Raw genomic sequence first — 23,902 nt, 5'->3', positions numbered from 1 at the left:
AAATATCCCCTGCCTCATCCGATAAGGATTTTGGTATCGGAAATGAACTTGAATACCGGCACGGCCATGTTTTCCGGCGCCGGGCCTTTGCGGATGCGGCCGGCGGTATCGTACACCGAACCGTGGCACGGGCAGAACCAGCCGCCGAAATCGCCTTCCTGGCCAAGCGGAATGCACCCCAGATGCGTGCAGACCTGCACCATCACCATCCAGGCTTCCTTGCCGGGCGTGGTGCGGTTGGCGTCGGTCGCCGGCGCATCGGCGGGCAGATTGGCGTTGCGGGCAATAGGATCCTTGAGATCGGCAAGGTTCACGGCCTCGCCGTCCTTCATCTCCTGCTCGGTGCGATTGCGCACCACGACCGGCTTGCCGCGCCATTTGACGATCAGCGACATGCCAGGCGTCAGCGAGGCGACATCGACCTCGACCGAGGCCAGCGCCAGCGTCGAGGCATCGGGGCGCATCTGGTCGATGAAGGGCCAGGCAACGGCGCCTGCGCCAACCACTGCGGCCATGCCGGTGGCGACGTAGAGAAAATCACGACGGTTGGGATCCTGGGTGTCGGTTGCGCTCACGGGTGCCTGATCCTTTCGCCTCTTCCGAGCCGGCGGCCGAGCTTTGTCCCCGCTCCATCGCGCCGGTCCGACAGCGCATGGCGAACAAGCTAGCGAATTCCTCCGGCATTTGGATTTCGGTTTATGCGTGAAGCCCGTTTTTGTCCAGCGGGCTGAAGCCACAAGGGCAGATTGTCGCGGGGACAGAACAGCGCGTCAGTTGGCCAGATGCCCAAAGGTCGGCAAAGGCGGCTAAACAACAGGGAAATATCACCAAATCGGAGGCTCCCCGCCTGTCTCGACAGGACAGGTTGCCGTGATCTAGTCTCGCCGGCATGGCACATATTATCGACCGCGAGACCTGGACCAGGACGCCCGGCCGCTGGCAGGGCGAACTGCAATGCGGCGCCTACGACTCCAACTCCTGCCTGATTTTCAACTATCAGGAAGAGATTGGCGGCGGCCCGCGCCTGCACACGCATCCCTATTGTGAAATCTTCATCATCCGGCAAGGCACCGGCCTGTTCACGATCGGCGACCAGCAGATCGAGGCCACGGCCGGCCAGATCCTGATCGTGCCGCCCGATACGCCGCACAAATTCACCAATCTTGGCCCAGGCCCGCTCGAAACGACCGACATCCACGAAAACGGCAGCTTCATCACCGAATGGCTGGAATGATTGTTGCCGGCTGGTGACCTCTAGCTTGCACCGAGTCTGACCAGCACGGCCCTTGGGATATCGTATTCGCGGATGACCGACCCATGCCGGCGCAGGCCGCAGAGTTCACGCTGGATGAAATAGGCGTGCACCGCTGCGGCAGCCTCCTTGAGCAGCCGCGGTCGCTGCTCCTCGTCGTCGTTGTTCTGACGGAGCTTGGCCAGCGTTTCCTCGACCCGTTGGCCGGCCCGGCCGAGCGCTGCGGCCTTTTCAGCCAGTATCTCATGGCCGAGGGCCTCGAACGCGGCTTCGGCAGCCGAGGCGCCTAGGGATGGCGGACGCAGTGACATCTCAGCCTCCTTTTCTGTCTTGAGAGAGCATCATGCGGTGCGTGACGAATTCTTCGCCCACCACCGGCTGGAAGCCAAGCCGTTCATAGAACCCAAAGGCTCCTTGTGGCGCGCGGGTGTTCAGCACGGCAAAATGCTGACGTGCCCTGTCAATGACGGTCTCGACCAGCATGCGGCCAACGCCGCTGCGGCGATGACGCGCGCTGACGAACAGGTGCCTGACCCGGCCGTGGTCCCTGCCTTCGAAATAAGGATCGATGTTCAACCCGCACACACCAGCGAGTTCTCGGCCATGCCATGCGCCAAACAGCGCCTCGCCTCGTTTCAGGAACTTATTGCAGCCGCCTGCCCAGCCATCCGCCAGCCGCACCAGCATCCAGTAGCCCTCCAGCCGGCTCTCCTCCTTCAGCGCGTCGAAGGCCGGCGCGGTTGGCCGCAGCCGCTTGAGGACGTAGCCGACATCAGGCGACACTGCCATGCCCTACTCCGCCGGCCGTGTCTCTTCCAGCACGCTTTCCTCGTGGTAGAGGAAGCCGCCGGACTGCCGCTTCCACAGCCGCGCATAGAGCCCGTCGAGCGCCACCAAGTCGTCATGCGTGCCCTGTTCGACGATGCGGCCTCCGTCCAGCACCACAAGACGGTCGAGCGCGGCGATGGTCGACAGCCGGTGTGCTATGGCGATGACCGTCTTGTTCTCCATCAGCCTGGCCAGATTCTCCTGGATCGCCGCCTCGATGTCGGAATCGAGCGCCGAGGTCGCCTCGTCGAGGATCAGGATCGGCGCATCCTTGAGGAAGACGCGGGCGATCGCGACGCGCTGGCGCTGGCCGCCCGACAGTTTCACGCCGCGCTCGCCGACAAAAGCCTCGTAGCCGGTATGGTCCCGGTTGTCGCGCAGGCCCAATATGAACTCGTGCGCCTCGGCCTTCTTCGCCGCCGCGATCACCTCGGCCTCGGTCGCGTCCGGCATGCCGAGCTTGATGTTGTCGCGCAGCGAGCGGTGGAACAGCGCCGTGTCCTGGCTGACCACACCGATATTGGCGCGCAGCGAGTTCTGCGTCACCTCGGCGACGCCTTGCCCGTCGATCAGGATTTTGCCGCTCTCGAGGTCGTAGAGGCGCAAGATGAGGTTGGCGAGCGTCGTCTTGCCCGCGCCCGACGGCCCGACCAGCCCGACCTTCTCGCCAGGCTTGACCACAAGGTCGATGCCATTCAGCACGCCAAAACCCTTGCCGTAGTGGAACTCGACATTCTTCACCTCGATGCGGCCTCCGGCGACGACAAGCTCTTTCGCATCCGGCGCATCGACAAGGCCAAGCGGCTGCGAGATCAGCGCCTTGGAGTTCTCCAGCACGCCGAGGTTTCGCAAAATGCCGTTGAGCTGCATCATCACCCGCCCGAGCAGCATGTTGAGCCGCAGCACCAGGGACAGCGTGAAAGCGACGGCGCCGACGGTGATCGACCCTTCGACCCAGAGATAGACGGCAAAGCAGCCAATCGCGGTGATCATGATGCCCGACAGCGTCGTCAGCGCCATTCGCACGCCGGTCAGCCGGCGGGTGAAGGGCCGTAGTGCATCGAGATAGATGTCGAAGCCGTTCTTGATGTAGCGGTCGTCGCCGTCGGCCGAGAACAGCTTCAGCGTCTGCACGTTGGAATAGGAATCGATGATGCGCCCATTGATCATCGAGCCCGCTTCGGCCGTGGCCTCGGCATGCCTGCGGATCGAGGGCAGATAGAGCTTGGCCAGCCAGGCGAAAGCGAGGATCCAGATCACCACCAGCACGGCCAGGCGCAGATCCAGCCCGGCGACCAGCGCCAAGGTCGTCACCGTATAGATGAGCATGAACCAGATGACCTCGATGAAGCTCTCCATCAGGTCGCCGGTCGCCTGCCCGGCCTGCCAGACTTTTGTCGCGATACGGCCGGCGAAATCGTTCTGGAAGAAGGTGTAGGACTGCCGCGACACATGCCGGTGCGCCTGCCAGCGCACCAGATTGTAGAAGCCCGGCGTGATCGTCTGTTCGTTGACCAGCGCCGACAGGCCGACGACGACGGTGCGGATGACCGCCACCACGACGATCATGAAAACAAGCTCAGGCCCGGCGGCGGCCCACAGCGCGTGCCAGCTGCGCTCACCGGGAAGCTGGTCGAGAATATCGACCAGCCGCCCGACGAAGTAGAACAGCCCGGCCTCGATCAGCGGCGCGATGCCGCCGATGACCAGCATGGCGAAGAAGGCGAACTTCGCCTGGCCGACATAGTGCCAGAGGAAGCCGCCGACGCTTGGCGGTGGCCGAAGGTCCGCCGGCTCCCTGAACGGATAGACCCAGTCCTCGAACCAGCGATAGACGGCTGTCATCATGCTGACGTCATCACTCTGCGGCTTCACCCTTCACGCCGATGTCGTTGGCAACGGCGTCATTGGCGGCATCGACCGGACCGTCGTCGAGCAGGAACCCGCCCGACTGGCGCTGCCAGAGCTGCGCGTAGAGCCCGCCGCTGGCAACGAGTTCCTCGTGCGACCCTTCCTCGATGACACGGCCCTTGTCGAGGACGACGAGCCTGTCCATCGCCGCGATGGTCGACAGCCGGTGCGCAATGGCGATGACGGTCTTGCCTTGCATGAGCTTGTAGAGATTCTCCTGGATGGCGGCCTCGGCTTCGGAATCCAGCGCCGACGTCGCTTCGTCAAGGATAAGTATCGGTGCGTCCTTCAACATAACGCGAGCAATGGCGATGCGTTGCCGCTGGCCGCCGGACAATTTGACGCCGCGGTCGCCGACATGAGCATCGAGCCCTTTACGTCCGGTGTGATCCGAAAGCCTGCCGATAAACTCCAGCGCCTCGGCCCGCCCGGCTGCCTCGACAAGCATTTCCTCCGTCGCATCGGGCCGCCCGTAAAGGATGTTGTCGCGCACCGAACGATGCAGCAGCGAAGTGTCCTGCGTCACCATGCCGATCTGCGCGCGCAGCGAATCCTGCGTCACCGAAGCGATCTCCTGGCCGTCGATCAGGATCCGGCCGTTCTCGAGGTCGTAGAACCGCAACAGGAGATTGACCAGCGTCGACTTGCCCGCACCCGAGCGCCCGACAATGCCGACTTTCTCGCCGGGCTTCACCGTCAGCGACAGGTTCTCGATGACGCCCTTCTGCTTGCCATAGTGGAAACGAATGTCGTCGAAGCGGATCTCGCCCTTGGTGACGGCAATGTCCTTCGCCCCCGGCCGGTCTTCGACCAGGCGCGGCAGCGAGATCGAGGCGATGCCGTCTTGCACCGTGCCGATGTTCTCGAACAGGCTCGACATTTCCCACATGATCCACTGCGACATGCCCCACATACGGAGCACGAGGCCGATGACCACGGCGACGGCGCCGATCGTCACCGCCTGGCCGAGCCACAGCCACAGCGCCAGCGCCGTCACCGAAAACAGGAGCAGCGCGTTGAGGATATAGAGCAGCCCGTAAAGCACCGTCACCAGCCGCATCGACCGGTAGACCGTGTCGAGGAAGCCTGCCATGCCTTCTTTGGCGAACGTTGCTTCGCGCCGTGCATGGGAAAACAACTTGACCGTCTGGATGTTGGTGTAGCTGTCGACGACGCGGCCGGTCATCGTCGAGCGCGCATTGGCCTGCGCCTCGCCGACCTTGCCCAGCTTCGGGATGATATAGCGCAACAACCCGATATAGCCGAGCAGCCAGACGCCGAGAGGTGCCGCCAGCCGCAAGTCGGCCGAGCCGACGATGAACAGCATGCCGAGGAAATAGACGATGACGTAATTGAGCACCTCGATCACCTTGATGACGCATTCGCGCACGGCGAGTGCCGTCTGCATCAGCTTGGTGGCGATGCGGCCGGCAAATTCGTCCTGGTAGAAGCTCATCGACTGCTTCAAGAGATAACGATGCACCTGCCATCGGATGCGCATGGGGTAGTTGCCCATCAGCGTCTGCTGGTTGAGCAAAGAATGCAGCCATACCGTACCCGGCAGCGCGAACAGCACGACGAAGGCCATGCCGGCAAGCTTCCAGCTCTCGGTCTGCAGGAAGGTTTCGCGGTTCTGCCCGGACAGCCAGTCGACGATGTGGCCCATGAAGCCGAACATCCACACTTCCGCGATGGCAATCGCCGTCACCAGCACCGCGTCGACGATGATGTATGGCCAGGCGCCGCGCGTATAATGCACGCAGAAGGCAACCAGCGTCTTCGGCGGCTCGACCGGTTCCGCTGCGGGGAACGGATCGAGCCTTCTTTCAAACCAGCTAAACATAGTGATGCTCACAAAACTGTTGTCCGCTCATGCGGCGCGGGAAAAATCCCCGGGGCGCTCCGCGTCCCCAGACCGTACGTCGGCGGGGACTGACGGCCCGGAATCACCCGGGCCATCGGTCCTGCTTCGCGCAATATAGGGACTTGCGGGCTTTTCACCGACAGAAGCCTTCGACTGAGCTGACGGCACGCCGCCGCCAGTCCGGTTTTTCGCGCCCGGCCGGATCAGCCGGATGATCCGGCGCACCAGCGACGGCCGGCTGTGGTCGGGAACCGCACGCGAGAAATCGACATCCGGCAACATGCCGCGATGCGGACGCCGGCGCGTCTCGGCATGAACCGCCGACGAATAGGTCTCGCCGACTAGCAACGCCCAGGTCGCCGTCTTGCGTTCGTGCAGGCTTCTTGAACCAGGTATCTTATAGGGATCGAACATCGGTCCGTCCTCCGTGTGAAAATAGACATAAAAAGGCGAAGCAATGTCGTGCGCCGGCCTTCGGCCGGAGGCACGGATTGCATCCGTCGGGACACGAGGATAGGCCTCGGTCGCGACATGCTCAGCTGGGGCGCTTGGCCCCTTTGACCGTTTGAAAAACATCGCAGGATTCCTTCGAGAGCCGAAAATTGGGTTCGGCGGGAATCGGTGCGATCAGATCTAAGAGATCAGGTAAATCGTCGTACCGAAACCGCCAGCAGGCAGGTAAGCCCACGGGAGGGGCGCTGGATGTGCATGGTCATCATGAAATACCCCTCCATCGGTTCGGGTTGACAATGCGTGCGGTATAATCGACTTCGCAGAAAATGGCCACCCGCAGGTCCAGCAATTTCCAAAACCAGCCACCCGCTGTGGCCGATCTGCCACTTATTAGAAAGACGCGGAAATGAACCACCGTCTCCGCATCGCCCTCTACCAGCCTGACATCGCCGGCAACACCGGAACAATCCTGCGCTTCGCCGCCTGCCTCGGCCTTGGCGTCGACATTATCGAACCAGCCGGCTTTCCGCTCTCCGACAAAGCGCTCAAGCGCGCCGGGATGGACTACCTCGAAATGGCTGCCCTGACCCGGCATGTCGACTGGAACGCCTTCGAGGATTGGCGCAAGGGCCAAGCCTGCCGGCTGGTGCTGCTCACCACCAAAGCCGCGACCCCCTATACGGGCTTCAGCTTCGCCCAAGGCGACATCCTGCTGTTCGGCCGCGAATCCGCCGGCGTGCCGGATCCTGTCCATCAGGCGGCGGATACGCGGCTGACGATCCCGATGCAGCCGGGCACGCGCAGCATCAACGTCGCGCTGTCCGTCGCCATGGTCGCCGGTGAAGCCATCCGGCAACTCGGCTAGAACCTTCAACGCGTTGTCGTCATCGCCAACGGCCCTTGCGTCTTGCATCATTCTCACCCAGGCGCACATCGCCTTCTCCTCAATTGCCCTATCGACATTTCCTGGCTACAAGCTCAACTTAAGTTGAGGTCAAGCGGAAAATCGAGATGGCTCCGGTAAAGGAATTGACGGTCGGCCAGTTGGCCATGCGCAGCGGCGTGGCGGTGTCGGCGCTGCATTTCTACGAGGCGCGCGGGCTGATCCGCAGCCACCGCACGTCGGGCAACCAGCGGCGCTATGGCCGCGACGTGCTGCGGCGGGTGGCGATCATCCGGATCGCCCAGGAGGTCGGCATCTCGCTGGCCGAGATCGGCGCCGCACTTGAATCGCTGCCAGAAGGCCGTACCCCGACGCGCGAGGACTGGAACCTGTTGTCGACCGGCTGGCGCGACGACCTCGATCGCAAGATCACTCAGCTAAAGAAGCTGCGCGACGGCCTTACCGACTGCATCGGCTGCGGCTGCATGTCGATCGACAAATGCCCGCTGCGAAACAGGGAAGATCGCTTGAGTGCGCAAGGGCCGGGCGCAAGGCGACTGCTTGTGGAATCCTAATCCGCCGCGGGCAGCCGCCGTATGGTGAATTCGATTACGTCGCCCGGCCGCTCGAACCAGCTTTCGATCTCGGTCCAGTAGGCCTGCTTGGGAAAACGCTCGAACCATTCCTTGGCCTTGAGCCGCGCATCCGGGCGCGGCAGGACGAAGGTCTCGCGCAAAAACCCGTCACGCGGCATGCGCTCGCGCTCGGCGCGTGAACGATCGAGCCTTTTCTTCAGGCCATGCAGCGGCGGTCTTGCCGGCGTGCGCATGAAAGAACTCCTGGGCCGAACCAGATGACACTTGACCCTTGCCCCTAAGAGATTAGGGATCGCGCCCGGAAAAGGCTAGTGGTCCGATTCCAACATTCGCCTCCCTAATCCCCAGGCGCCGTTGCGAATGTTGGAATCACAAGGACCACTAGCAAGTTTATGTTTCTGGTGGAGTTTTCGAATTTGACATTTGCATCGTGCCCTGCGCCACGCTGTGTGCAAATGTCAAATTCACTCCACTAGGTCCTTTGTCGGCCGCGACCGGAGACAGCATTTTGGAACGACCAGAAATACCGGCAGGCCTGCCACCCGACATCGAACAGAAGAAAATGAAGGCTAGGCTCTGGTTCGAGACGCTGCGCGAGCGCATTTGCACAACCTTCGAGCAGATCGAACAGGAACTGCAGGGACCACTGGCCGAATGGTCGCCCGGCAGCTTCGAGAAGACGCCGTGGGAACGCGACAATGGAAAGGGCGGCGGCGGCGCCATGGCGATGATGCGCGGCCGCGTCTTCGAGAAGGTCGGCGTCCATACTTCGACCGTCTATGGCGAATTCTCGCCCGAATTCAGGAAGCAGATGCCCGGCGCCGAGGAAGACCCGAGCTTCTGGGCATCAGGCATTTCGTTGATCGCGCATCCCTGGAACCCCAACGTGCCGGCCGTGCACATGAACACCCGCATGGTCGTGACGTCGCGCCACTGGTTTGGCGGCGGCGCCGATCTGACGCCGGTGCTCGACCGCAACCGCACGGAAGATCACCCCGACACGGTCGCCTTCCATCGAGCCATGCAGTTCGCCTGCGAGAAGAACGCTGCGATCGCCGACCACCCCAAATTCAAGGCCTGGTGCGACGAGTATTTCTATCTGCCGCACCGCCACGAGCCGCGCGGCGTCGGCGGCATCTTTTTCGACTGGCTGCATTCGGGGGAGGAGAAAGGCGGCTGGAATGCCGATTTGAACTTCGTCCAGGATGTCGGGCGTTCTTTCCTTGTCGTCTACGGACACCTGGTTCGCGCCCATTTCAACGAGAACTGGACCGACGACGACCGCGACGAGCAGCTCATTCGCCGCGGCCGTTACGTCGAATTCAACCTTCTTCACGATCGCGGCACCATCTTCGGCCTGAAGACCGGCGGCAATGTCGCTTCGATCCTGTCCAGCCTGCCGCCGGAGGTCAGGTGGCCGTAAAAAATCGGTGAGCGAAACGTGAGCCGCATTGACGTCCCATTCGCCGAATCTGGGCAGCCAATGTGGCATCGCCATTATCTTTTTCGTCTAATAGGCGATTGAAATAAAACGACTATTTGTCGTTTCGGGCCGGGAAGCGCCGGCGGTTCAGTCCCGAACCGCGACACGACGCTACCGGACGGCCCTGAACAAGGCGGAGCATTTTCCAAACGGATGCCCGCATTTCCAGGAGTATTACATGCGAAAGCTCATTGTTTCGGCAGCCGCCGCTGCCCTTCTCGCTTCCGGCTCGATTGCCTCTGCCGCGGTCAAGCACACCACGGGCACGGTCAAGACCTATGATGGCACGGCCATGAGCCTCGTTCTGGACGATGGATCGACCTTTACGCTGCCCAAGACCTTCAAGGATCCTGGCCTGAAGGCCGGCGAAAAGGTCCGCGTTTCCTGGGACATGAGCGGCAAGAACAAGGTTGCCGAGTCCGTCAAGATCGTGAAGTGACCGGGACAAGACCGAACGGTCTCGCCTTTGGCTTAGCCTGACAAGAGAGGCGGAGCAGCGCTGCTCCGCCTTTTTCGCACCACGGCAACCAAAATGGTCGAACCGTGTTATGCTAGCTCCCCCGTGCGTGCCCCCGAAACCGACTGCTGTGACAGGGCGCGGAACAGAGATGGCGGAGCTTCGTGTGCCCATGAGAGGCACAGGCTCCAAGGAGGAAAGGAGAAAATCCCATGAAGGAATTCCATTGCGGCTCGCTGGTTCCCGGCTGTGAGTGGCACACGCGTGCCGGTGAGGAAGCCGAGGTCATGCGCCGCGCCGTCGACCATATGCGCGAGACACATGGCGAAACGGTCATTCGCGAGACGATGATCGAGGCGATCCGCTCGCGCATCGAGAAAATTCGCGACGCGGCCTGAGCAGTCCTATCTGGCCTTCAAGGCTTCCGCGGCGCGCTCCAGCAGCGCGTCGCGATCGAGCGCAAAGCCGGACCCGATCCATTCCTTTTCCAGGTTTTTCAGGATCGCACCGAGTATTGGCCCCGGCGACGCGCCAAGCGCCGTCAGATCGCCGCCCTTGACTGGGAACACCGGTTTTTCCCATTTCAGCGCAAAAGCGAGCAGGCGCGAAAACCCGCCGGCCTGAACCAGCGCGTCATTGTCCTCGAGAGCCCGCGCTCGCGCCGACGCCAGCGACAGCCGCAGGCGATCGAGAAAACCCTGGCGCTCCCCGGAATAGAGTTTCTTGGCCAGTTCCGCTTCGCTTGTCTTGGGCTCGACGGCAGCCGTCAGCGCCCAGTGGCGCAGGCGCTCCGCCTCAGTGGTCGAAAGTTTCAGCCGCTTGGCCAGTGTCTTCATCCTCTCCGCATCGGGCGGCACGATCGCCTCCAGCCTGAGCAGCGGGTCCGGCGCCCAGCCCAGATCCTTTTCTGTCTTGGTCAGCTCATGAATGGCATCGATGCCCCATTTCTCGCTTTCCGGCAGGGCGCTGGTGAGCACGCCGGCCTGGCGCATCCACAGCAAGGCGCGCGACGGATCTGGGGCCGATAACAACTTCTTCAGCTCGGACCAGATGCGTTCGGCCGAGAGATGGGCGAGACCGTCCTTGAGCCGGGCGCAGGCCTTCAATCCCTCGGCATCGGGCCGACCCTCGCCATACCAGGCGAAAAAGCGGAAGAAACGCAGGATGCGCAGATAGTCTTCGCGGATCCGCTGCTCGGCATCGCCAATGAAGCGCAGCCTTCGTGCCTCGATATCGCCGACGCCGCCGACCAGGTCCACGACCGTCCCGTCAGCCTCCGCATAGAGCGCGTTGATGGTGAAATCGCGCCGTTCGGCGTCGGCCTTCCAGTCGCGGCCGAACGACACTTTGGCGCGGCGGCCATCGGTCTCGATGTCGGCGCGCAGCGTGGTGACCTCATAGGGCGCGCCGCCGGCAATCACCGTGATCGTGCCGTGCTCGATGCCGGTCGGCACCGCCTTGAAGCCCGCCGCCTCGGCGCGGCGAACGGTTTCCTCGGGCAGGCAAGTGGTAGCAACGTCGATATCGGCGACCAGCTGCCCAATCAGCGCATTGCGCACCGCGCCGCCCGCGATGCGGGCTTCCTCGCCGCCCTGCGCCAGCACGGCAAGCAGCCGCTGCAGATGCTTTTCACCCAGCCAGTCGGCTCTGCCCGCCAGCGATATCGGATCACTCAAGCATAGAGCCTTTCATAGAGCGTGCGGATGATGCCGGCGGTGACGCCCCAGATGCGCTGGCCGCCATAGGGCATATCGTAGAAGAACCATTCCAGGTCGTTCCACATGCGGCTGTCCCTGGTGTGGTTGGCCGGATCCATCAGGAACGAAAGCGGCACTTCGAAGGCGGCGTCGACCTCGTCGGAATTGAGCGACAGCGTAAAACCGGGCTCGACGATCGCCAGCACCGGCGCGATGCGATAGCCGCTGCCGGCGACATAATCGGGCATGCGGCCGATGATCTCGATGCGGTCATGGCCGAGGCCGATCTCCTCGAAGGTCTCGCGCAAGGCCGCTGCTTCCGGGGTCGCATCGGTGGGATCAATGGTGCCGCCGGGAAAAGCCACCTGCCCGGAATGGCTGCGCAGTTTTTCCGCCCGCTTGGTCAAAAGCACGGTCGCATCGCGTCCATGATCGACGACCGGGATCAGCACCGCGGCGTCGCGCAGCGCTTTGAGCTGCGTCAACCGTGGATGGCCGGGGTTGAAGCGATGATCGCCATAATCGTCGCCGGCATGGGCTTCAGCTTGCGCGGCGACCCGCGCGCGAAAATCCGCTGTGGAAAACGGCGGCGGCCTCACCTGATCCATCATGCGCTCAGCCGCTTCAGTTTTTCCGCCGGCATGATCGGATAGATTTCGCCTTTCGAGCGCACGGCAAACATCGTCTTGCCGCCGATATCGATCTCCTCGCCATGCTCGACCAGTTCGTACATCACCGGCCGCGCCACCAGCGCTTCCAGCCTCCCGCGCACCAGCACATAGGGCTTCAGGCCGCCGGTCTCGTTCTCGTCGACGAAGCGCAGCGGATGGCCAGGTCCGGCCTCGACGACATCGCCGACATTGGTGCGGAAAGTGATGGTCTGCTCGGCGCCGGCGCCGGAAACATCCATTTCAACCGCGATGAAAGGCGCGTCCACGACGCGGATGCCGACCCGTTCGACCGGCGTCACCAGATAGGTCCTGCCATCCTCGTCCTTGCGCAGCACGCTGGAAAACAGCTGCACCAGCGGCATGCGGCCGATCGGCGTGCCGAGATAGAACCACGTTCCGTCCTGTTTGATCTCCATGTCTAGATCGCCGCAAAAGTCGGGATTCCAGCGCTCCACCGGCGCCGCGCCCTTGCCGGCGCGAGCCGCACGCGAGATCAACGCTTCGAGACCGCGCGCCTCGGTTGCGGCAGCAAGGCTGTGTTCGCGATGTTCGGAGCGTTCCGTCATGGTCACGAAATAGTCACTGTTGTTCCGCTTGTCAGCCTAAGTCTGTGATTTAAATTCATTCGTAGGCGCCAGGCGAAGCCGAATCGCGGCATTCTAAGGCACTACAGTGCAAGCCGGTACTTCCAGCACAAGGATCGATGCGGCATGAGCGTAATGGTCAAGGAAAGCCCAATCAGCGAAAAGGACATGATCGCCCAGGCCGAGACGGCGCTGGCCGATATTTCCAGGGTGCGCGACGGCGTCGGCCGTGTCATTTTCGGCCAGGAAGTGGTGGTCGAGCGCACGCTGGTGGCGCTGCTTGCCGGCGGCCATGCGCTGCTGGTCGGCGTGCCCGGCCTTGCCAAGACCAAGCTGGTCGAAACGCTCGGTGTCGTGCTCGGCCTCGATTCGCGCCGCATCCAGTTCACACCCGACCTGATGCCGTCGGACATTCTCGGCTCAGAGGTGATGGAACAGGACGAGGCCGGCAAGCGCTCCTTCCGCTTCATCTCCGGCCCGATCTTCGCGCAATTGCTGATGGCCGACGAGATCAACCGCGCCTCGCCGCGCACCCAGTCGGCGCTGCTGCAGGCAATGCAGGAATATCACGTCACCATCGCCGGCATTCGCCACGACCTGCCCGCGCCCTTCCATGTACTGGCGACGCAAAACCCGCTGGAGCAGGAAGGCACCTATCCCCTCCCCGAAGCGCAACTCGACCGCTTTCTGATGCAGGTCGACATCCTTTACCCCGAAATCGAGGCCGAGCGGCGCATTCTGCTGGAGACCACCGGCATCGAGGACGCCAAGGCGCAAAACGTGCTGCAACCGGCGCGGCTGAGGGAAATCCAGACGCTGATCCGCCGTATGCCGGTGCCCGAAAGCGTCGTCGACGCCATCCTCAAACTGGTGCGTTCGGCGCGTCCCGGCCAGGGCAATGCCGAGACCGACAAGCATGTCGCCTGGGGTCCCGGCCCGCGCGCCAGCCAGGCGCTGACGCTGTGCGCCCGTGCGCGCGCGCTTTATGACGGGCGGCTGGCGCCGTCGGTGGACGACATCCGCGCGCTGGCCGAACCGGTGCTGCAGCACCGCATGGCGCTGACCTTTGCCGCCCGCGCCGAGGGCACGACCGTGCGCGACGTGGTAGCGAAACTGGCCAAAGGAATCTGATGGCGCGTATCGGCGAAGTCCAGGCACCGGCAGCGACGCGCGACGCGCTCGCCAGGGGACGGTTGCGGGCTTCGCTGGTGCCGGACCTGCTGGTCGAGGCACGCCGTATCGTCAATACGGTAATTGCCGGCTGGCATGGCCGCCGCAAGCGCGGCATCGGCGAGAATTTCTGGCAGTTCCGCCCCTATGTCGAAGGCGATTCCTCGCGCATCGACTGGCGCCGTTCGGCCCGGGACGACCACACCTATGTGCGCGACCGCGAATGGGAAGCAGCCCACACGGTGTGGCTTTGGGCCGACCCCTCGCCCTCCATGCTCTACAAATCGACTGGCGCCAGCGTTTCCAAGGAATCGCGCGCGCTGGTGCTGGCGCTGGCCATGGCCGAACTTTTGTCGCGCAGCGGCGAGCGCATCGCATGGCCCGGCCTGACCGATCCGTTCACCGCCCGCAACGGCGCCGAGCGCATCGCGGCGCAATTGATGCACGCCGCCGACCCGCCGGCAAAGCCTGACCTGTCCGCCATCCGCCGCTTCTGCGACATCGTCGTCGTGAGCGATTTCCTCGACCCGGTCGAGGAGACCATGGAATGGCTCGATGTGCTGGCGCAGCATGGCGTGCGTGCGCATCTGATCGAGGTTGCCGATCCGGCGGAGGAGACCTTTCCCTATGCCGGCCGCACCGAATTCACCGATCCCGAGACCGGCGACAAGTTGACCGCCGGCCGCGCCGAAATGCTCGGCGACGAATACCGCCTGCTCTACACCGCCCGCCGCCAGGAGATGGCCAGCTGGTGCAAGCGCCTCGGCTGGAGCTATACCGTCAACCACACCGACCGTCTCGCTTCCGAGGCGCTGGTGCGCATCCACATGGCGATGACCGCCGATGGCGCATTCGTGGGAAGGGCCGGCGCATGAGCTGGCTGCCGCTCTCCTTTGGCGCTCCCATGGTGTTGTGGGGCCTGCTGGCGCTGCCGGTGATCTGGTGGCTGCTCAGGCTCACACCGCCCAAGCCGCAGTCCGAAATGTTTCCGCCGCTGAAGATCCTCGCTCGCGTGGTGAAGCGCGAGGAAACGCCGCAGCAGAGCCCGTGGTGGCTGACGCTGCTGCGGCTGTTGATGGCAGCCCTTGTCGTCGCGGCATTAGCCGAACCCGTTTTCAATCCGCGCGAAAAATTGCCGGCCGAGGGCGCCGCCCTGGCGCTCGTCATCGACAATGACTGGGCGAGTGCCGCCGACTGGGGCAAGCGCGTCGCCACCGCCCAGCGGCTGATCGCCGATGCCGGTTCGAACGGCGTACCGGTCGTCATCGCCTTCACCGCCGAAAAGCCGAACGCCGAGATCGGCCCCTTCGATGCGGCGGCTGCCCTTGACCGGCTGCGCGCCGCCAAGCCGAGGCCGATTCCGACCGACCGACCCGCTGTCTATGCCCGCGTCGCCGGCGTGCTGGAAACCTTGCCCGGCGCCAGCGTTGCCGTTCTCGCCGACGGCCTTGCGGCAAAGGGCGACGAGGCCGCCTTCAACACACTGCTGTCGAAAAACGCCGCCCGTGTCGTCTGGGCCGATTCCGACCGGCTGGCGCTGACTGGGCTCACCGGCGCCGAGAACGAGGTCGACGGCTTCGCCCTGACCGCCATCCGCGCGCCCGGCGACCCGGCGCCGGCACAAGTCACCGCCGGCGCCTTCGACGACAAGGGCCGCCGCATCGCCGACGCGACGCTGACCTTCGCGCCGGGTGAGACCACCGCCACCGGCACGATGGCGGTGCCGTTCGAACTGCGCAACGACTTCGCCTCGATCGCGCTCGACGGCGAACGCCAGGCAGGTGCGGTGCGCGTGCTCGACGAAAGCTCCAAGCGCCGACGCGTCGGATTGCTGTCGCAGGCCGAGGCCGACCAGGCGCAGCCGCTTCTTTCGCCGCTCTATTACATCAGGCGGGCGCTGCAGCCTTTCGCCGATCTGGTCGAACCGTCGAGCGTCGATCTCGCCGACGCCATCCCGCAGCTTCTCGACCAGAAGCCGGCGATGATCGTCATGGCCGATATCGGTACCATTCCGCCGCAGGTCCATCAGCGGCTGGTCGACTGGGTCGACAATGGCGGCACGCTGGTGCGCTTTGCCGGTTCGCGGCTGGCCGCCGCCGGCAATGACGATGATCTGTTGCCGGTCAGGCTGCGCACCGGCGAGCGCTCGCTTGGCGGCGCGCTGTCATGGACGACGCCGCAAGCGGTGACCGAATTCCCGAAGAACGGCCCGTTCGCCGACCTCGCACCGCCGGCCGAGGTCACGGTGAGCCGGCAGGTGTTGGCCGAACCGACGCCGGACATCGTCGAACGCACCTGGGCAACCCTTGCCGATGGCACCCCGCTGGTGACCGGGTTGAAGAAGGGCAAGGGCACGCTGGTTCTGTTCCACATCACCCCGGAAGCGACATGGTCGACGCTGCCGATCTCCGGCAGCTTCGTCGAGATGCTGCGGCGCATTGTGCAGCTGTCGCGCAACCAGGGTGCGGCGGTCGCCAACGCCGAAGCCGCTGCTACGTCGCTGGCGCCTTATCGCATGATAGCCGCCGACGGCACTTTGGTGCCGCCGACGCCGGACGCGCGACCGCTGGTCCCCGGCGCCGGCTCGCTGCCGGTGACGTTCGAGAACCCGCCCGGCCTCTACGGCTCGGAAACCGGCGTTTTCGCCCACAATCTGCTCGACCCGGCCACCGCCTTCGCGCCGCTGGTGCGCCCGCAATTCACAGTGCCGGTGACCAATATCCAGTACGCTTTCGATGAATCGCGCGACCTCAAGGGATCGCTGGTCACAGCGGCACTTGTGCTTATGCTGCTCGACACGCTGGCGGTGTTCTGGATGGGCGGGCTGATGTCGCGCCGACCGCGCCGCGCCCGATCGGCCGCGGCAACGACGGCTGCGCTGCTGCTTGGCCTCGGCATGCTGTTTGGCCATGCCGACCTCGCCCGCGCCGACGACGCCAAGCCCGGCGATGCCGCCGCTATCGAGGACATTGCCAAGACCCGCATCGCCTATGTGCTGACCGGTGTGCCCGGTGACGATTCGATCAGCCGCGCAGGGCTCGAAGGCTTGACCCGCTTCCTGATCGAGAAGACCGCGCTCGAGCCGGGCGCGCCGGCGGGCGTCGATATCTCGAAGGACGAGCTTTCTTTCTATCCGCTGATCTACTGGCCGATCGATCCCTCCGCGCCGATGCCGAGCCAAGCCGCGATCGCCCGCATCGACGCCTATATGCAGCAGGGCGGCACGGTGCTGTTCGACACGCGCGACCAGTTCGCCAACGGCATCGGTGCGGATTCGGCGAGCCCGGCGACGGAACGGTTGCGCGACATTCTCGGCAATCTCAACGTGCCGCCGCTGGAGCCGGTGCCCGCCGACCATGTGCTGACCAAATCCTTCTTCATCCTGCCCGAATTTCCCGGCCGCTTCTCCGGCAGCCCGCTCTGGGTGGAAGCCTCGCTCGAGGCCAGCAATGCCGAGAATCGGCCGGTACGCGTCGGCGACGGCGTCTCGCCGATCCTGATCACCGCCAATGATTTTGCCGGCGCCTGGGCCGTCGACGAGAATGGTGACCCGCTTTTGCCGACCGTGCCATCGGATCCGATGCAGCGCATCTATGCGCTGCGCGCCGGCGTCAACATCATGATGTACATGCTGACCGGCAACTACAAATCCGACCAGGTGCACGTGCCGATCCTGCTCGAACGGCTGGGGCAGTAGGATGGCAGTATTGGCTAATTTCGTCTCGATCCTGTCTGGCGCCGGCGGCGCAGCCTCACCCTCCCCCTTTTGGGGAGGGTTGGCTCGCTGTCGCAGCGAAGCGAAGACAGTGAGCCGGGGTGGGGGTGCAGCGCCAGCGCTCTGTCGCCTACCCCCACCCCGCTCCGCTACGCGGATCGACCCTCCCCACAAGGGGGAGGGTAACCCATGAACTGGTCGATTTCCTTCGAACCGCTGCTGTCCTGGCCCTTGCTGGCTTTGGTGCTCGCACCGCTGCTGGTGCTGGCGGCTGTCGGCTTGTGGTTTCGCCAGCGCGGCGCGATCTTCCGCTTCGCGGCGCTGATTGCGCTGGGCGCAGCACTCCTCAATCCGGTCTTCCTCGATGAGGAGCGCGAGGCGCTGAAGAGCGTCGTTGCCGTCATCGTCGACCGCAGCCAGAGCCAGGATATCGGCGACCGGACCAAACAGACCGACGAAGCGCTTGCCGGTTTGCAGCAGCGCCTTGGCCGCTTCAAGCAGTTCGACGTCCGCGTCGTCGAGGCCGGCAAGTCGGAAGCCGCCGACGAGCGCACCGAGACCAAGCTTTTTGCAGCGCTTGAAGGCGCCTTCCGCGACGTGCCGCCCTCGCGCATCGGTGGCGCCATCATGATCACCGATGGCGAGGTGCATGACGCACCGGCCGCCCCCGACTTCAATGCGCCGCTGCACGCGCTGATCACCGGCAACGAGCACGAGAAGGACCGCCGCATCCGCTTCGAGAACGCGCCGCGCTTCGGCCTCGTCGGCAAGCCGCTCGACATGACCTACCGCGTCATCGCCACCGACGGCGAAACCGGCCCGGTCGATGTCCGCGTCTCGGTCAATGGCGAGCAGGTCGCGGTCGAAGAGGCGACCATCGGCCAGGCGATGCCGCTGCAGGTGACCATCCCCGGCGCCGGCCGCAACATCGTCGAACTCTCCATTGACCGCGAGCCGGGCGAACTGACCGACGCCAACAACCGCGCCATCGCGCTGATCGACGGCATCCGCGAGAACTTGCGCGTGCTTTTGGTTTCCGGCGAACCGCATGCCGGCGAGCGCACGTGGCGCAATCTGCTGAAATCCGACGCCTCGGTCGATCTCGTCCATTTCACCATTTTGCGGCCGCCGGAAAAGCAGGACGGCACGCCGATCAACGAACTGTCGCTGATCGCCTTCCCGACCCGCGAGTTGTTCGTCGAGAAGATCAAGGATTTCGATCTCATCATCTTCGACCGCTACCAGCACCGCGACGTGCTGCCGATCCTCTATTACGACTACATCTCCGAATATGTCGAAAAGGGCGGCGCGCTGCTGATTGCCGCCGGGCCGGAATATGCCGGCGACGCCTCGATCGCCCGCACCCCGCTAATGTCGTCGCTGCCGGCAATGCCGACCGGCGAAGTCATCGACAAGGCCTTCTATCCGCGCCTCACCGATCTCGGCCAGCGCCATCCGGTGACGCGCGGCCTCGACGGCTCGGCGACCGAGCCGCCGCGCTGGAGCCGCTGGTTCCGCACCATCGGCGTGCAGAACCCCGAAGGCGAAGTGGTGATGAAGGGCGCCGACAACCGCCCGCTGCTTCTGCTCGATCATAAGGGCGAAGGCCGCGTCGGCATGCTTCTGTCCGATCAGGGCTGGCTATGGGCGCGCGGCTTCGAGGGTGGCGGGCCGCATGTCCAGCTTTACCGCCGCATCGCCCACTGGCTGATGAAGGAACCTGAACTCGAGGAAGAGCGGCTGACCGCCGACGGCCGCGGCATGATGCTGGAAATCCGCCGCCAGACGATGAGCGACGATCCCGGCCCGGCGCAGGTGATCACCCCTTCGGGCAAGGCGCTGATCGTCAAGCTGGAGAAGTCCGAACCCGGCGTTTTCCTGGGCAGCATCGAGACCAAGGAGATCGGCCTCTACCAGATCGGCAATGGTGACCTGACCGCACTCGCCCATGTCGGCCCGGTCAACGCGCCGGAATTCTCCGACGTCGTCTCTACCGAGGACCGCTTGAAGGCTCCGACTGAGGCCACCGGCGGCAGCGTGCGCCGGCTGGCGGCCTCCTCCACCCTTGGCCAGATCACCGGCAGTGTCGCCCTGCCCTCCATCGTCCCGGTCCGCGCCTCCGGTGCGGCCTCGGGCGCAGACTGGATCGGCCTGCGCAGCACCGACGACAGCGTGCTCAAAGCCGTCTCGCGCGTACCCTTGTTCGGCGGCTTCCTCGGCCTTTGCCTGCTGCTGCTGGCCATGGGCGCGATGTGGTACAGAGAGGGACGGTAGCACCGCTTATCCTTCTCCCGGTTCACGGGGAGAAGGTGCCCGAAGGGCGGATGAGGGGCAGCGCGAGCCTGAGGCTGTTGGCAATCTCCTCGGCCCGCGCAAGCGAACTGTCATCGACCTCGGCGCTGCCCCTCATTGTCTCAACCTACTCCTCCGGCTCCGTCGTAAACAGCAGCGGGTACCCCTTGGCCTTGGCCGCGTCGATGGCCCGTGTCGCCTTGGTCTCGGCCACATCCCTGGTGAAGACGGCAACGACGCAAACGCCGAGCCGGTGCGCGGTGATCATCACCCGGTTCGCCTGGTCTTCGCTGAGCTTGAACTCGCCCTTCAGCACCGTCACCACGAATTCGCGCGGCGTAAAATCGTCATTGATGAGGATGACCTTGTAGAGCTTCGGCCGCTCGGTCTGCGGCTTGGTCTTGGTGCGGGGTTTGGAACTGATTTCAGGCATCGGGAACCGGTATCGCGCGAGGGGTCGCTCTCACTTTGTCATGGGGGAAAGCCGTCGTCCATTTTGATCGGCGCGCCAAACCGGCTTCCCGGAAGTGCTGCCGTTCACAAATTTAGGAAGTGTATGCTGCGGTTCAACGGCCCTGGCGATTGGCGACGCGACGAGCCTGGAATTGCCGTGCGCTGGATGCCGCATCCGGCCTTGATCCGGCCGCCTTGTATTCGACCCAGGCGACCGCGAGCCAGCCGAAGAAGCAGGCCAGCGCCGCGCCGGTGATCACGGTAAGCAGCAGGCTTTGCCATGGTGTGATGTATTGCCAGCTGCTGGAGATTGCCGGTGCAAACAGCGACGGCTCCGTGCGCCCGCTCACCGGATCGGGCACCGGGCTGGCGGTAAACTGGACCAGCACCCTGACCATTGCCGAGGCGACAAGGCCGCCGATGGCCATCGAGCGCAGAATGGATGAAAGCCGCTTCTTCATGCGGGCTGTCCTACCGGACCGGCATTGCAAACGGGTTAAAGATCTGGGTGGCCGGCACCCATCAACGGGTAATCATGCTCTCACACGACAAGGCCGCTCCAGCCGGGGGGTGCTGGAGCGGCCTTGTTACAGACAAGCCTGTTGGCTGTCTGGATCAGGCCTTCGGGGCGTCCGTCTTGACGACCTTCTTCGCCTTCTTGTGCTTCTTGACGGGCTTCTTGGCGACGACCTTCTTCACCGGGGGCTTGGCGGTCGTGGTCGCCGGAGCGGTGGTCGTGGAAGCAGCCGGAGCAGCGGTCGTGGTGGCAGCGGCATTGCCCAGAGCCGGCATTGCGAAAGCGAGAGCGACGGCGAGACCGGTGGCGGAGAGGATGGACTTTTTCATGGCTTCATTTCCTTCTTTGTGCGGGTCGAGTTTCGAGTGTCACTGAACCGGGTCGATCGGTGTCACTCCAAGCAGCTTCAAAGCGTTCGCGAGCATCCGGATACCCTGTGCCTGTTTCTTGTTGGCGCAGAACCGGTTTCCCTTTCTTTGCAGTGCTTTCGCCGCGGTGACCTGCGTTGCCGCGGCATGGGTTTCGAGGGCTTCGTCTACCTGGCGATTGAGATCGATGCAGCGCTCGCTCCTTGTGATCGGCGTCACCTTTGCGGTTGTGGCTCCGATCGCGGCTGTGACGAGCGGAATGCTGAGCAGCGCACCCATCAAGCTGATCGTGAACCTGTGCATCGGTAATGTCCGTTACTCCGGAGACTTCGCGTCGCAGCCGATGTCCTGACCGCCACGGCACCCTTTATGCCCTTGATTCTTTTCGGGAGTTTTTCCGGACTATAGAATTTTGTTTCTGGACTGTTTCTGGCAAATCGGCTTTGCGGGCGATCATCGCCGCTGGCCAACATGTGGCCAGAATTCTATCGTGTGGGTGACGCCACAGAAGCAGACTCAGAAGGCAGCCGCCGACCGGCCGCCAGCAATGACAGGATCGCCGTGAAATCCGATGCGCACATACTGATCGTCGACGACGACAAGGGCATTCGCGACCTGCTTCAGGAATTCTTCCAGAAGCGGGGCCTGCGCACCACGGTTGCCGCCGACGGCGTCGAGATGGAAGACATACTGCGCCGCACGCAGGTAGACCTGATCGTGCTTGATGTGATGCTGCCGGGAAAGAGCGGGCTGGAGCTCTGCCGCGACCTGCGCGCCAGCTACTCGACGCCGATCATCATGCTGACGGCGGTGACCGAGACCACCGACCGCGTCGTCGGCCTGGAAATGGGCGCCGACGATTATGTGCCCAAACCCTTCGATCCGCGCGAGCTGCTGGCCCGCATCCGCGCCGTTTTGAGGCGCAATGGTGCTGCTGAGCCGAAGCGCGCCACCACCAAGCAGATCTATCATTTCGCCGGCTGGACGATGGACTGCTCGCGCCGCCGGCTGATGGCGCCGGGCGACGTCAGGGTCGAGCTGACGATGGCGGAGTTCAACCTGTTGCAGACCTTCGTTAAAAGCGCGCAGCGAGTGCTCACCCGTGACCAGCTCATCGAGCTTTCCGGCGGCGATAGCGACTATTCCTTCGATCGCAGCATCGACATCCTGGTCAGCCGCCTCAGGCGCAAGATGGAAGACGACCCCAAGACGCCGAAACTGATCCTGACCGTGCGCAGCGGAGGCTACCAGTTTCTGCCCGAGACCACCTCCGAATGAGACGTTTCCTGCCGCAAACCCTGCCGGTCTGGGTTTTGCTCATCGTCATTGCCGGCCTGCTGATCAGCCAGGTCGCTACGCTCTATATCGTCTCGCGCGATCGCGCCGTCGCCAATGACGAGGTCGATCTCTACCGGCTTAACGACCGCGCCTATTCGCTGGTGCAGCTGATGCATGACGACACGCCGGAGCAGCGCAAGCTGACGGCCTCCGGTCTGTTCAACGCCACCTATGCGCTCACCGTTTCGGACACGCCCGCGGTCACCTCGTCGATCGCCGGCGACGACGAACTGGCCGAACTCGAGGACATCCTGGTCGGGCGGCTGTCGAAATTCGGCATCACCGACGCCCGCGTCCGGCGCGATCCGGCAACCCAGGCAGCCAACGCGCCTGGCGGTGTGGCCGTGACCAAGGATGTCGGCGCGGTGGAGCGCGACCTGTTATCGCTGGCGGCCAGCTTCGCCCAGAGCGACAAGCTGACGGCCTCTGTCCGCTTCGCCGACGGCCAATGGCTGAATTTCACCGAGCCCAACACGCCGGTCGGACCGATATTGAGCTTCGACAGCCTGCCGCTCTATTCGCTGATCGCGGCCCTGGTGGTGATCATGTCGATCTGGTCGCTGCGCCGGCTGACGGCGCCCTATCGGATGATGGAAACGGCGGTCAACCGGATCGGCACGGACCTGAAGAGCCCGCCGATCGCCGAGACCGGCAGCCGCGAAATCCGCGCCGCGGCCAAAGCCGTGAACGCCATGCAGGTCCGGCTGCGCGACTATGTCGAGGACCGCGAACATCTGGCCGCCGCGCTCGCCCACGATCTGCGCACGCCGCTGACCCGCATGCGGCTGCGCCTCGAACTGTTGCGCAGATCGACGGCGCGCGAGGCGCTGGCCCACGACCTCGCCGACATCGAGAGCATCGCCAGCTCCGTCATCGACTTCGCCACCTTCGAAGTCACCGAGGAGAAGAGCGAGCGGATCGATTTCTGGTCGCTGGTTGAATCGATCGCCGACAGTTTCGAGGACGTCACGTTCGACCATGACGGCGCCAGGCCGCGTGGCATGATCTGCATCGCGCGACCGGTGGCGCTGAAGCGCTGCGTCAACAATCTGGTCCAGAATGCCGTGACCTACGGCAAGAAAGCCCATGTCAGCCTGCGGCAGTCGGACGGCACGGTGACGCTGGTCATCCGCGACGAGGGGCCGGGCATACCGCAGGCGCAGCTCGACCAGGTGTTCGGTTCCTTCGTGCGGCTGGAGCAATCGCGCAACCGCCAGACCGGCGGCCTCGGCCTCGGCCTGACCATTGCCCGCAACATTGCGCGTGCCGCCGGCGGCGATGTCAACCTGTCCAACCATCCCCGCGGCGGCCTGCTGACGGAGCTCAGCCTGCCGCTGGCGGCATAAGGCAGCAGACTAGCGTCTCGATGG

Annotated in this window: 26 protein-coding genes; 12 read left to right on the top strand and 14 right to left on the bottom strand. The window is 64.0% G+C overall.

Annotated elements, in window-relative coordinates:
- Positions 1–14: 14 nt before the first annotated feature.
- Positions 15–575 (bottom strand): ubiquinol-cytochrome c reductase iron-sulfur subunit, encoded by a 561-nt coding sequence (gene petA, locus NKI61_RS02570; RefSeq protein ID WP_023670027.1) that lies wholly within the window; start codon positions 573–575, stop codon positions 15–17.
- A 314-nt stretch (positions 576–889) separates the two neighbouring features.
- On the opposite strand from petA, the gene NKI61_RS02565 reads away from it, so the two are divergent.
- Entirely contained in the window at positions 890–1,234 is a 345-nt protein-coding gene (locus NKI61_RS02565; RefSeq protein ID WP_023683696.1) for a cupin domain-containing protein, read from the top strand.
- A gap of 20 nt (positions 1,235–1,254) precedes the next feature.
- Here the strand turns inward: NKI61_RS02565 and NKI61_RS02560 are convergent, their stop codons facing one another.
- From NKI61_RS02560 to NKI61_RS02540, 5 genes are read right to left on the bottom strand one after another with little or no spacing between them, the layout of a single operon-like run.
- Positions 1,255–1,563, bottom strand: coding sequence for a DUF6665 family protein (locus NKI61_RS02560; RefSeq protein ID WP_352838787.1), 309 nt, complete (start codon positions 1,561–1,563; stop codon positions 1,255–1,257).
- Position 1,564: 1 nt separating this feature from the next.
- Positions 1,565–2,041, bottom strand: a complete 477-nt coding sequence (locus NKI61_RS02555; protein WP_023814988.1) for a GNAT family N-acetyltransferase — start codon at positions 2,039–2,041, stop codon at positions 1,565–1,567.
- 3 nt (positions 2,042–2,044) lie between these two features.
- The gene (locus tag NKI61_RS02550; RefSeq protein ID WP_352838786.1) at positions 2,045–3,928 is read right to left on the bottom strand and encodes an ABC transporter ATP-binding protein; all 1,884 of its coding nucleotides are present in this window, start codon (positions 3,926–3,928) and stop codon (positions 2,045–2,047) included.
- Positions 3,929–3,938: 10 nt separating this feature from the next.
- A complete protein-coding gene (locus tag NKI61_RS02545; protein WP_023705915.1) occupies positions 3,939–5,834 on the bottom strand; it encodes an ABC transporter ATP-binding protein in 1,896 nt (631 codons plus the stop codon).
- Between the two features lie 27 nt (positions 5,835–5,861).
- Positions 5,862–6,269: a hypothetical protein gene (locus NKI61_RS02540; protein ID WP_023705916.1), complete on the bottom strand. Its 408-nt coding sequence runs from the start codon at positions 6,267–6,269 to the stop codon at positions 5,862–5,864.
- A gap of 445 nt (positions 6,270–6,714) precedes the next feature.
- On the opposite strand from NKI61_RS02540, the gene NKI61_RS02535 reads away from it, so the two are divergent.
- Together NKI61_RS02535 and soxR are read left to right on the top strand one after the other, a co-directional pair.
- Entirely contained in the window at positions 6,715–7,173 is a 459-nt protein-coding gene (locus NKI61_RS02535; protein ID WP_023691594.1) for a tRNA (cytidine(34)-2'-O)-methyltransferase, read from the top strand.
- Positions 7,174–7,319: 146 nt separating this feature from the next.
- Positions 7,320–7,766, top strand: coding sequence for a redox-sensitive transcriptional activator SoxR (gene soxR / locus NKI61_RS02530; RefSeq protein ID WP_023691595.1), 447 nt, complete (start codon positions 7,320–7,322; stop codon positions 7,764–7,766).
- On the opposite strand, the gene NKI61_RS02525 is transcribed toward soxR, so the two are convergent.
- Positions 7,763–8,020 (bottom strand): hypothetical protein, encoded by a 258-nt coding sequence (locus NKI61_RS02525; protein ID WP_023683688.1) that lies wholly within the window; start codon positions 8,018–8,020, stop codon positions 7,763–7,765. The two genes, soxR and NKI61_RS02525, sit on opposite strands and share 4 nt — an antisense overlap.
- 275 nt (positions 8,021–8,295) lie before the next feature.
- Between NKI61_RS02525 and hemF the strand changes: the two genes are divergently transcribed.
- From hemF to NKI61_RS02510, 3 genes are all read left to right on the top strand, one after another.
- A complete protein-coding gene (gene hemF, locus NKI61_RS02520; protein ID WP_023695814.1) occupies positions 8,296–9,210 on the top strand; it encodes an oxygen-dependent coproporphyrinogen oxidase in 915 nt (304 codons plus the stop codon).
- A gap of 238 nt (positions 9,211–9,448) precedes the next feature.
- The gene (locus tag NKI61_RS02515) at positions 9,449–9,709 is read left to right on the top strand and encodes a DUF1344 domain-containing protein (RefSeq protein ID WP_023705918.1); all 261 of its coding nucleotides are present in this window, start codon (positions 9,449–9,451) and stop codon (positions 9,707–9,709) included.
- A 230-nt stretch (positions 9,710–9,939) separates the two neighbouring features.
- Entirely contained in the window at positions 9,940–10,125 is a 186-nt protein-coding gene (locus tag NKI61_RS02510) for a DUF1059 domain-containing protein (protein ID WP_352838785.1), read from the top strand.
- Positions 10,126–10,131: 6 nt separating this feature from the next.
- Here NKI61_RS02510 and NKI61_RS02505 read toward each other — a convergent pair whose 3' ends face one another.
- From NKI61_RS02505 to NKI61_RS02495, 3 genes are read right to left on the bottom strand one after another with little or no spacing between them, the layout of a single operon-like run.
- Entirely contained in the window at positions 10,132–11,403 is a 1,272-nt protein-coding gene (locus NKI61_RS02505) for a CCA tRNA nucleotidyltransferase (RefSeq protein WP_352838784.1), read from the bottom strand.
- Entirely contained in the window at positions 11,400–12,032 is a 633-nt protein-coding gene (locus NKI61_RS02500) for a CoA pyrophosphatase (RefSeq protein WP_023683684.1), read from the bottom strand. The genes NKI61_RS02505 and NKI61_RS02500 overlap by 4 nt, the downstream gene beginning before the upstream one ends.
- A complete protein-coding gene (locus NKI61_RS02495) occupies positions 12,032–12,661 on the bottom strand; it encodes a DUF1285 domain-containing protein (protein ID WP_023670010.1) in 630 nt (209 codons plus the stop codon). The genes NKI61_RS02500 and NKI61_RS02495 overlap by 1 nt, the downstream gene beginning before the upstream one ends.
- Positions 12,662–12,805: 144 nt before the next feature.
- On the opposite strand from NKI61_RS02495, the gene NKI61_RS02490 reads away from it, so the two are divergent.
- The 4 genes from NKI61_RS02490 to NKI61_RS02475 all read left to right on the top strand — a co-directional run bounded on the left by NKI61_RS02490 (position 12,806) and on the right by NKI61_RS02475 (position 19,838).
- On the top strand, positions 12,806–13,810 hold the full coding sequence (locus tag NKI61_RS02490; RefSeq protein WP_023670009.1) for an AAA family ATPase: 1,005 nt from the start codon (positions 12,806–12,808) through the stop codon (positions 13,808–13,810).
- Positions 13,810–14,724: a DUF58 domain-containing protein gene (locus tag NKI61_RS02485; RefSeq protein WP_352838783.1), complete on the top strand. Its 915-nt coding sequence runs from the start codon at positions 13,810–13,812 to the stop codon at positions 14,722–14,724. The genes NKI61_RS02490 and NKI61_RS02485 overlap by 1 nt, the downstream gene beginning before the upstream one ends.
- Entirely contained in the window at positions 14,721–17,546 is a 2,826-nt protein-coding gene (locus NKI61_RS02480; RefSeq protein ID WP_352545754.1) for a DUF4159 domain-containing protein, read from the top strand. The genes NKI61_RS02485 and NKI61_RS02480 overlap by 4 nt, the downstream gene beginning before the upstream one ends.
- 207 nt (positions 17,547–17,753) lie before the next feature.
- Positions 17,754–19,838 (top strand): membrane protein, encoded by a 2,085-nt coding sequence (locus NKI61_RS02475; protein WP_023748150.1) that lies wholly within the window; start codon positions 17,754–17,756, stop codon positions 19,836–19,838.
- Positions 19,839–19,983: 145 nt separating this feature from the next.
- On the opposite strand, the gene clpS is transcribed toward NKI61_RS02475, so the two are convergent.
- The 4 genes from clpS to NKI61_RS02455 form a co-directional block, all read right to left on the bottom strand.
- Entirely contained in the window at positions 19,984–20,289 is a 306-nt protein-coding gene (gene clpS / locus NKI61_RS02470) for an ATP-dependent Clp protease adapter ClpS (protein ID WP_023683679.1), read from the bottom strand.
- A gap of 133 nt (positions 20,290–20,422) precedes the next feature.
- Positions 20,423–20,770 (bottom strand): hypothetical protein, encoded by a 348-nt coding sequence (locus NKI61_RS02465; RefSeq protein ID WP_023728268.1) that lies wholly within the window; start codon positions 20,768–20,770, stop codon positions 20,423–20,425.
- A 154-nt stretch (positions 20,771–20,924) separates the two neighbouring features.
- On the bottom strand, positions 20,925–21,155 hold the full coding sequence (locus NKI61_RS02460; RefSeq protein WP_023670004.1) for a hypothetical protein: 231 nt from the start codon (positions 21,153–21,155) through the stop codon (positions 20,925–20,927).
- A 39-nt stretch (positions 21,156–21,194) separates the two neighbouring features.
- Positions 21,195–21,497, bottom strand: a complete 303-nt coding sequence (locus tag NKI61_RS02455) for a hypothetical protein (RefSeq protein ID WP_023705925.1) — start codon at positions 21,495–21,497, stop codon at positions 21,195–21,197.
- Positions 21,498–21,755: 258 nt separating this feature from the next.
- Between NKI61_RS02455 and NKI61_RS02450 the strand changes: the two genes are divergently transcribed.
- Together NKI61_RS02450 and NKI61_RS02445 are read left to right on the top strand one after the other, a co-directional pair.
- Positions 21,756–22,472, top strand: coding sequence for a response regulator (locus tag NKI61_RS02450; protein ID WP_023670002.1), 717 nt, complete (start codon positions 21,756–21,758; stop codon positions 22,470–22,472).
- Positions 22,469–23,878: an ATP-binding protein gene (locus NKI61_RS02445; protein ID WP_352510472.1), complete on the top strand. Its 1,410-nt coding sequence runs from the start codon at positions 22,469–22,471 to the stop codon at positions 23,876–23,878. Before NKI61_RS02450 ends, NKI61_RS02445 begins: the two co-directional genes overlap by 4 nt.
- The last annotated feature ends 24 nt before the right edge of the window (positions 23,879–23,902 follow it).

Source organism: Mesorhizobium sp. M0514 (assembly GCF_040321145.1).
In the GTDB taxonomy this organism is placed as follows: domain Bacteria; phylum Pseudomonadota; class Alphaproteobacteria; order Rhizobiales; family Rhizobiaceae; genus Mesorhizobium.
The sequence above is the reverse complement of the archived record's forward strand: the minus strand, read 5'-3'. Positions and strand labels throughout refer to the sequence as shown.

Excerpts from the sequence above, each read along its gene's own strand:
- clpS (WP_023683679.1), bottom strand. The coding sequence starts at position 20,289 with ATGCCTGAAATCAGTTCCAAACCCCGCACCAAGACCAAGCCGCAGACC.
- NKI61_RS02480 (WP_352545754.1), top strand. The coding sequence starts at position 14,721 with ATGAGCTGGCTGCCGCTCTCCTTTGGCGCTCCCATGGTGTTGTGGGGC.
- NKI61_RS02565 (WP_023683696.1), top strand. The coding sequence starts at position 890 with ATGGCACATATTATCGACCGCGAGACCTGGACCAGGACGCCCGGCCGC.
- NKI61_RS02460 (WP_023670004.1), bottom strand. The coding sequence starts at position 21,155 with ATGAAAAAGTCCATCCTCTCCGCCACCGGTCTCGCCGTCGCTCTCGCT.
- NKI61_RS02535 (WP_023691594.1), top strand. The coding sequence starts at position 6,715 with ATGAACCACCGTCTCCGCATCGCCCTCTACCAGCCTGACATCGCCGGC.
- NKI61_RS02540 (WP_023705916.1), bottom strand. The coding sequence starts at position 6,269 with ATGTTCGATCCCTATAAGATACCTGGTTCAAGAAGCCTGCACGAACGC.
- NKI61_RS02445 (WP_352510472.1), top strand. The coding sequence starts at position 22,469 with ATGAGACGTTTCCTGCCGCAAACCCTGCCGGTCTGGGTTTTGCTCATC.
- NKI61_RS02560 (WP_352838787.1), bottom strand. The coding sequence starts at position 1,563 with ATGTCACTGCGTCCGCCATCCCTAGGCGCCTCGGCTGCCGAAGCCGCG.
- NKI61_RS02475 (WP_023748150.1), top strand. The coding sequence starts at position 17,754 with ATGAACTGGTCGATTTCCTTCGAACCGCTGCTGTCCTGGCCCTTGCTG.
- NKI61_RS02490 (WP_023670009.1), top strand. The coding sequence starts at position 12,806 with ATGAGCGTAATGGTCAAGGAAAGCCCAATCAGCGAAAAGGACATGATC.
- NKI61_RS02455 (WP_023705925.1), bottom strand. The coding sequence starts at position 21,497 with ATGCACAGGTTCACGATCAGCTTGATGGGTGCGCTGCTCAGCATTCCG.
- NKI61_RS02550 (WP_352838786.1), bottom strand. The coding sequence starts at position 3,928 with ATGATGACAGCCGTCTATCGCTGGTTCGAGGACTGGGTCTATCCGTTC.
- NKI61_RS02495 (WP_023670010.1), bottom strand. The coding sequence starts at position 12,661 with ATGACGGAACGCTCCGAACATCGCGAACACAGCCTTGCTGCCGCAACC.
- NKI61_RS02515 (WP_023705918.1), top strand. The coding sequence starts at position 9,449 with ATGCGAAAGCTCATTGTTTCGGCAGCCGCCGCTGCCCTTCTCGCTTCC.
- NKI61_RS02500 (WP_023683684.1), bottom strand. The coding sequence starts at position 12,032 with ATGGATCAGGTGAGGCCGCCGCCGTTTTCCACAGCGGATTTTCGCGCG.
- NKI61_RS02555 (WP_023814988.1), bottom strand. The coding sequence starts at position 2,041 with ATGGCAGTGTCGCCTGATGTCGGCTACGTCCTCAAGCGGCTGCGGCCA.
- NKI61_RS02545 (WP_023705915.1), bottom strand. The coding sequence starts at position 5,834 with ATGTTTAGCTGGTTTGAAAGAAGGCTCGATCCGTTCCCCGCAGCGGAA.
- NKI61_RS02465 (WP_023728268.1), bottom strand. The coding sequence starts at position 20,770 with ATGAAGAAGCGGCTTTCATCCATTCTGCGCTCGATGGCCATCGGCGGC.
- NKI61_RS02510 (WP_352838785.1), top strand. The coding sequence starts at position 9,940 with ATGAAGGAATTCCATTGCGGCTCGCTGGTTCCCGGCTGTGAGTGGCAC.
- soxR (WP_023691595.1), top strand. The coding sequence starts at position 7,320 with ATGGCTCCGGTAAAGGAATTGACGGTCGGCCAGTTGGCCATGCGCAGC.
- NKI61_RS02525 (WP_023683688.1), bottom strand. The coding sequence starts at position 8,020 with ATGCGCACGCCGGCAAGACCGCCGCTGCATGGCCTGAAGAAAAGGCTC.
- NKI61_RS02485 (WP_352838783.1), top strand. The coding sequence starts at position 13,810 with ATGGCGCGTATCGGCGAAGTCCAGGCACCGGCAGCGACGCGCGACGCG.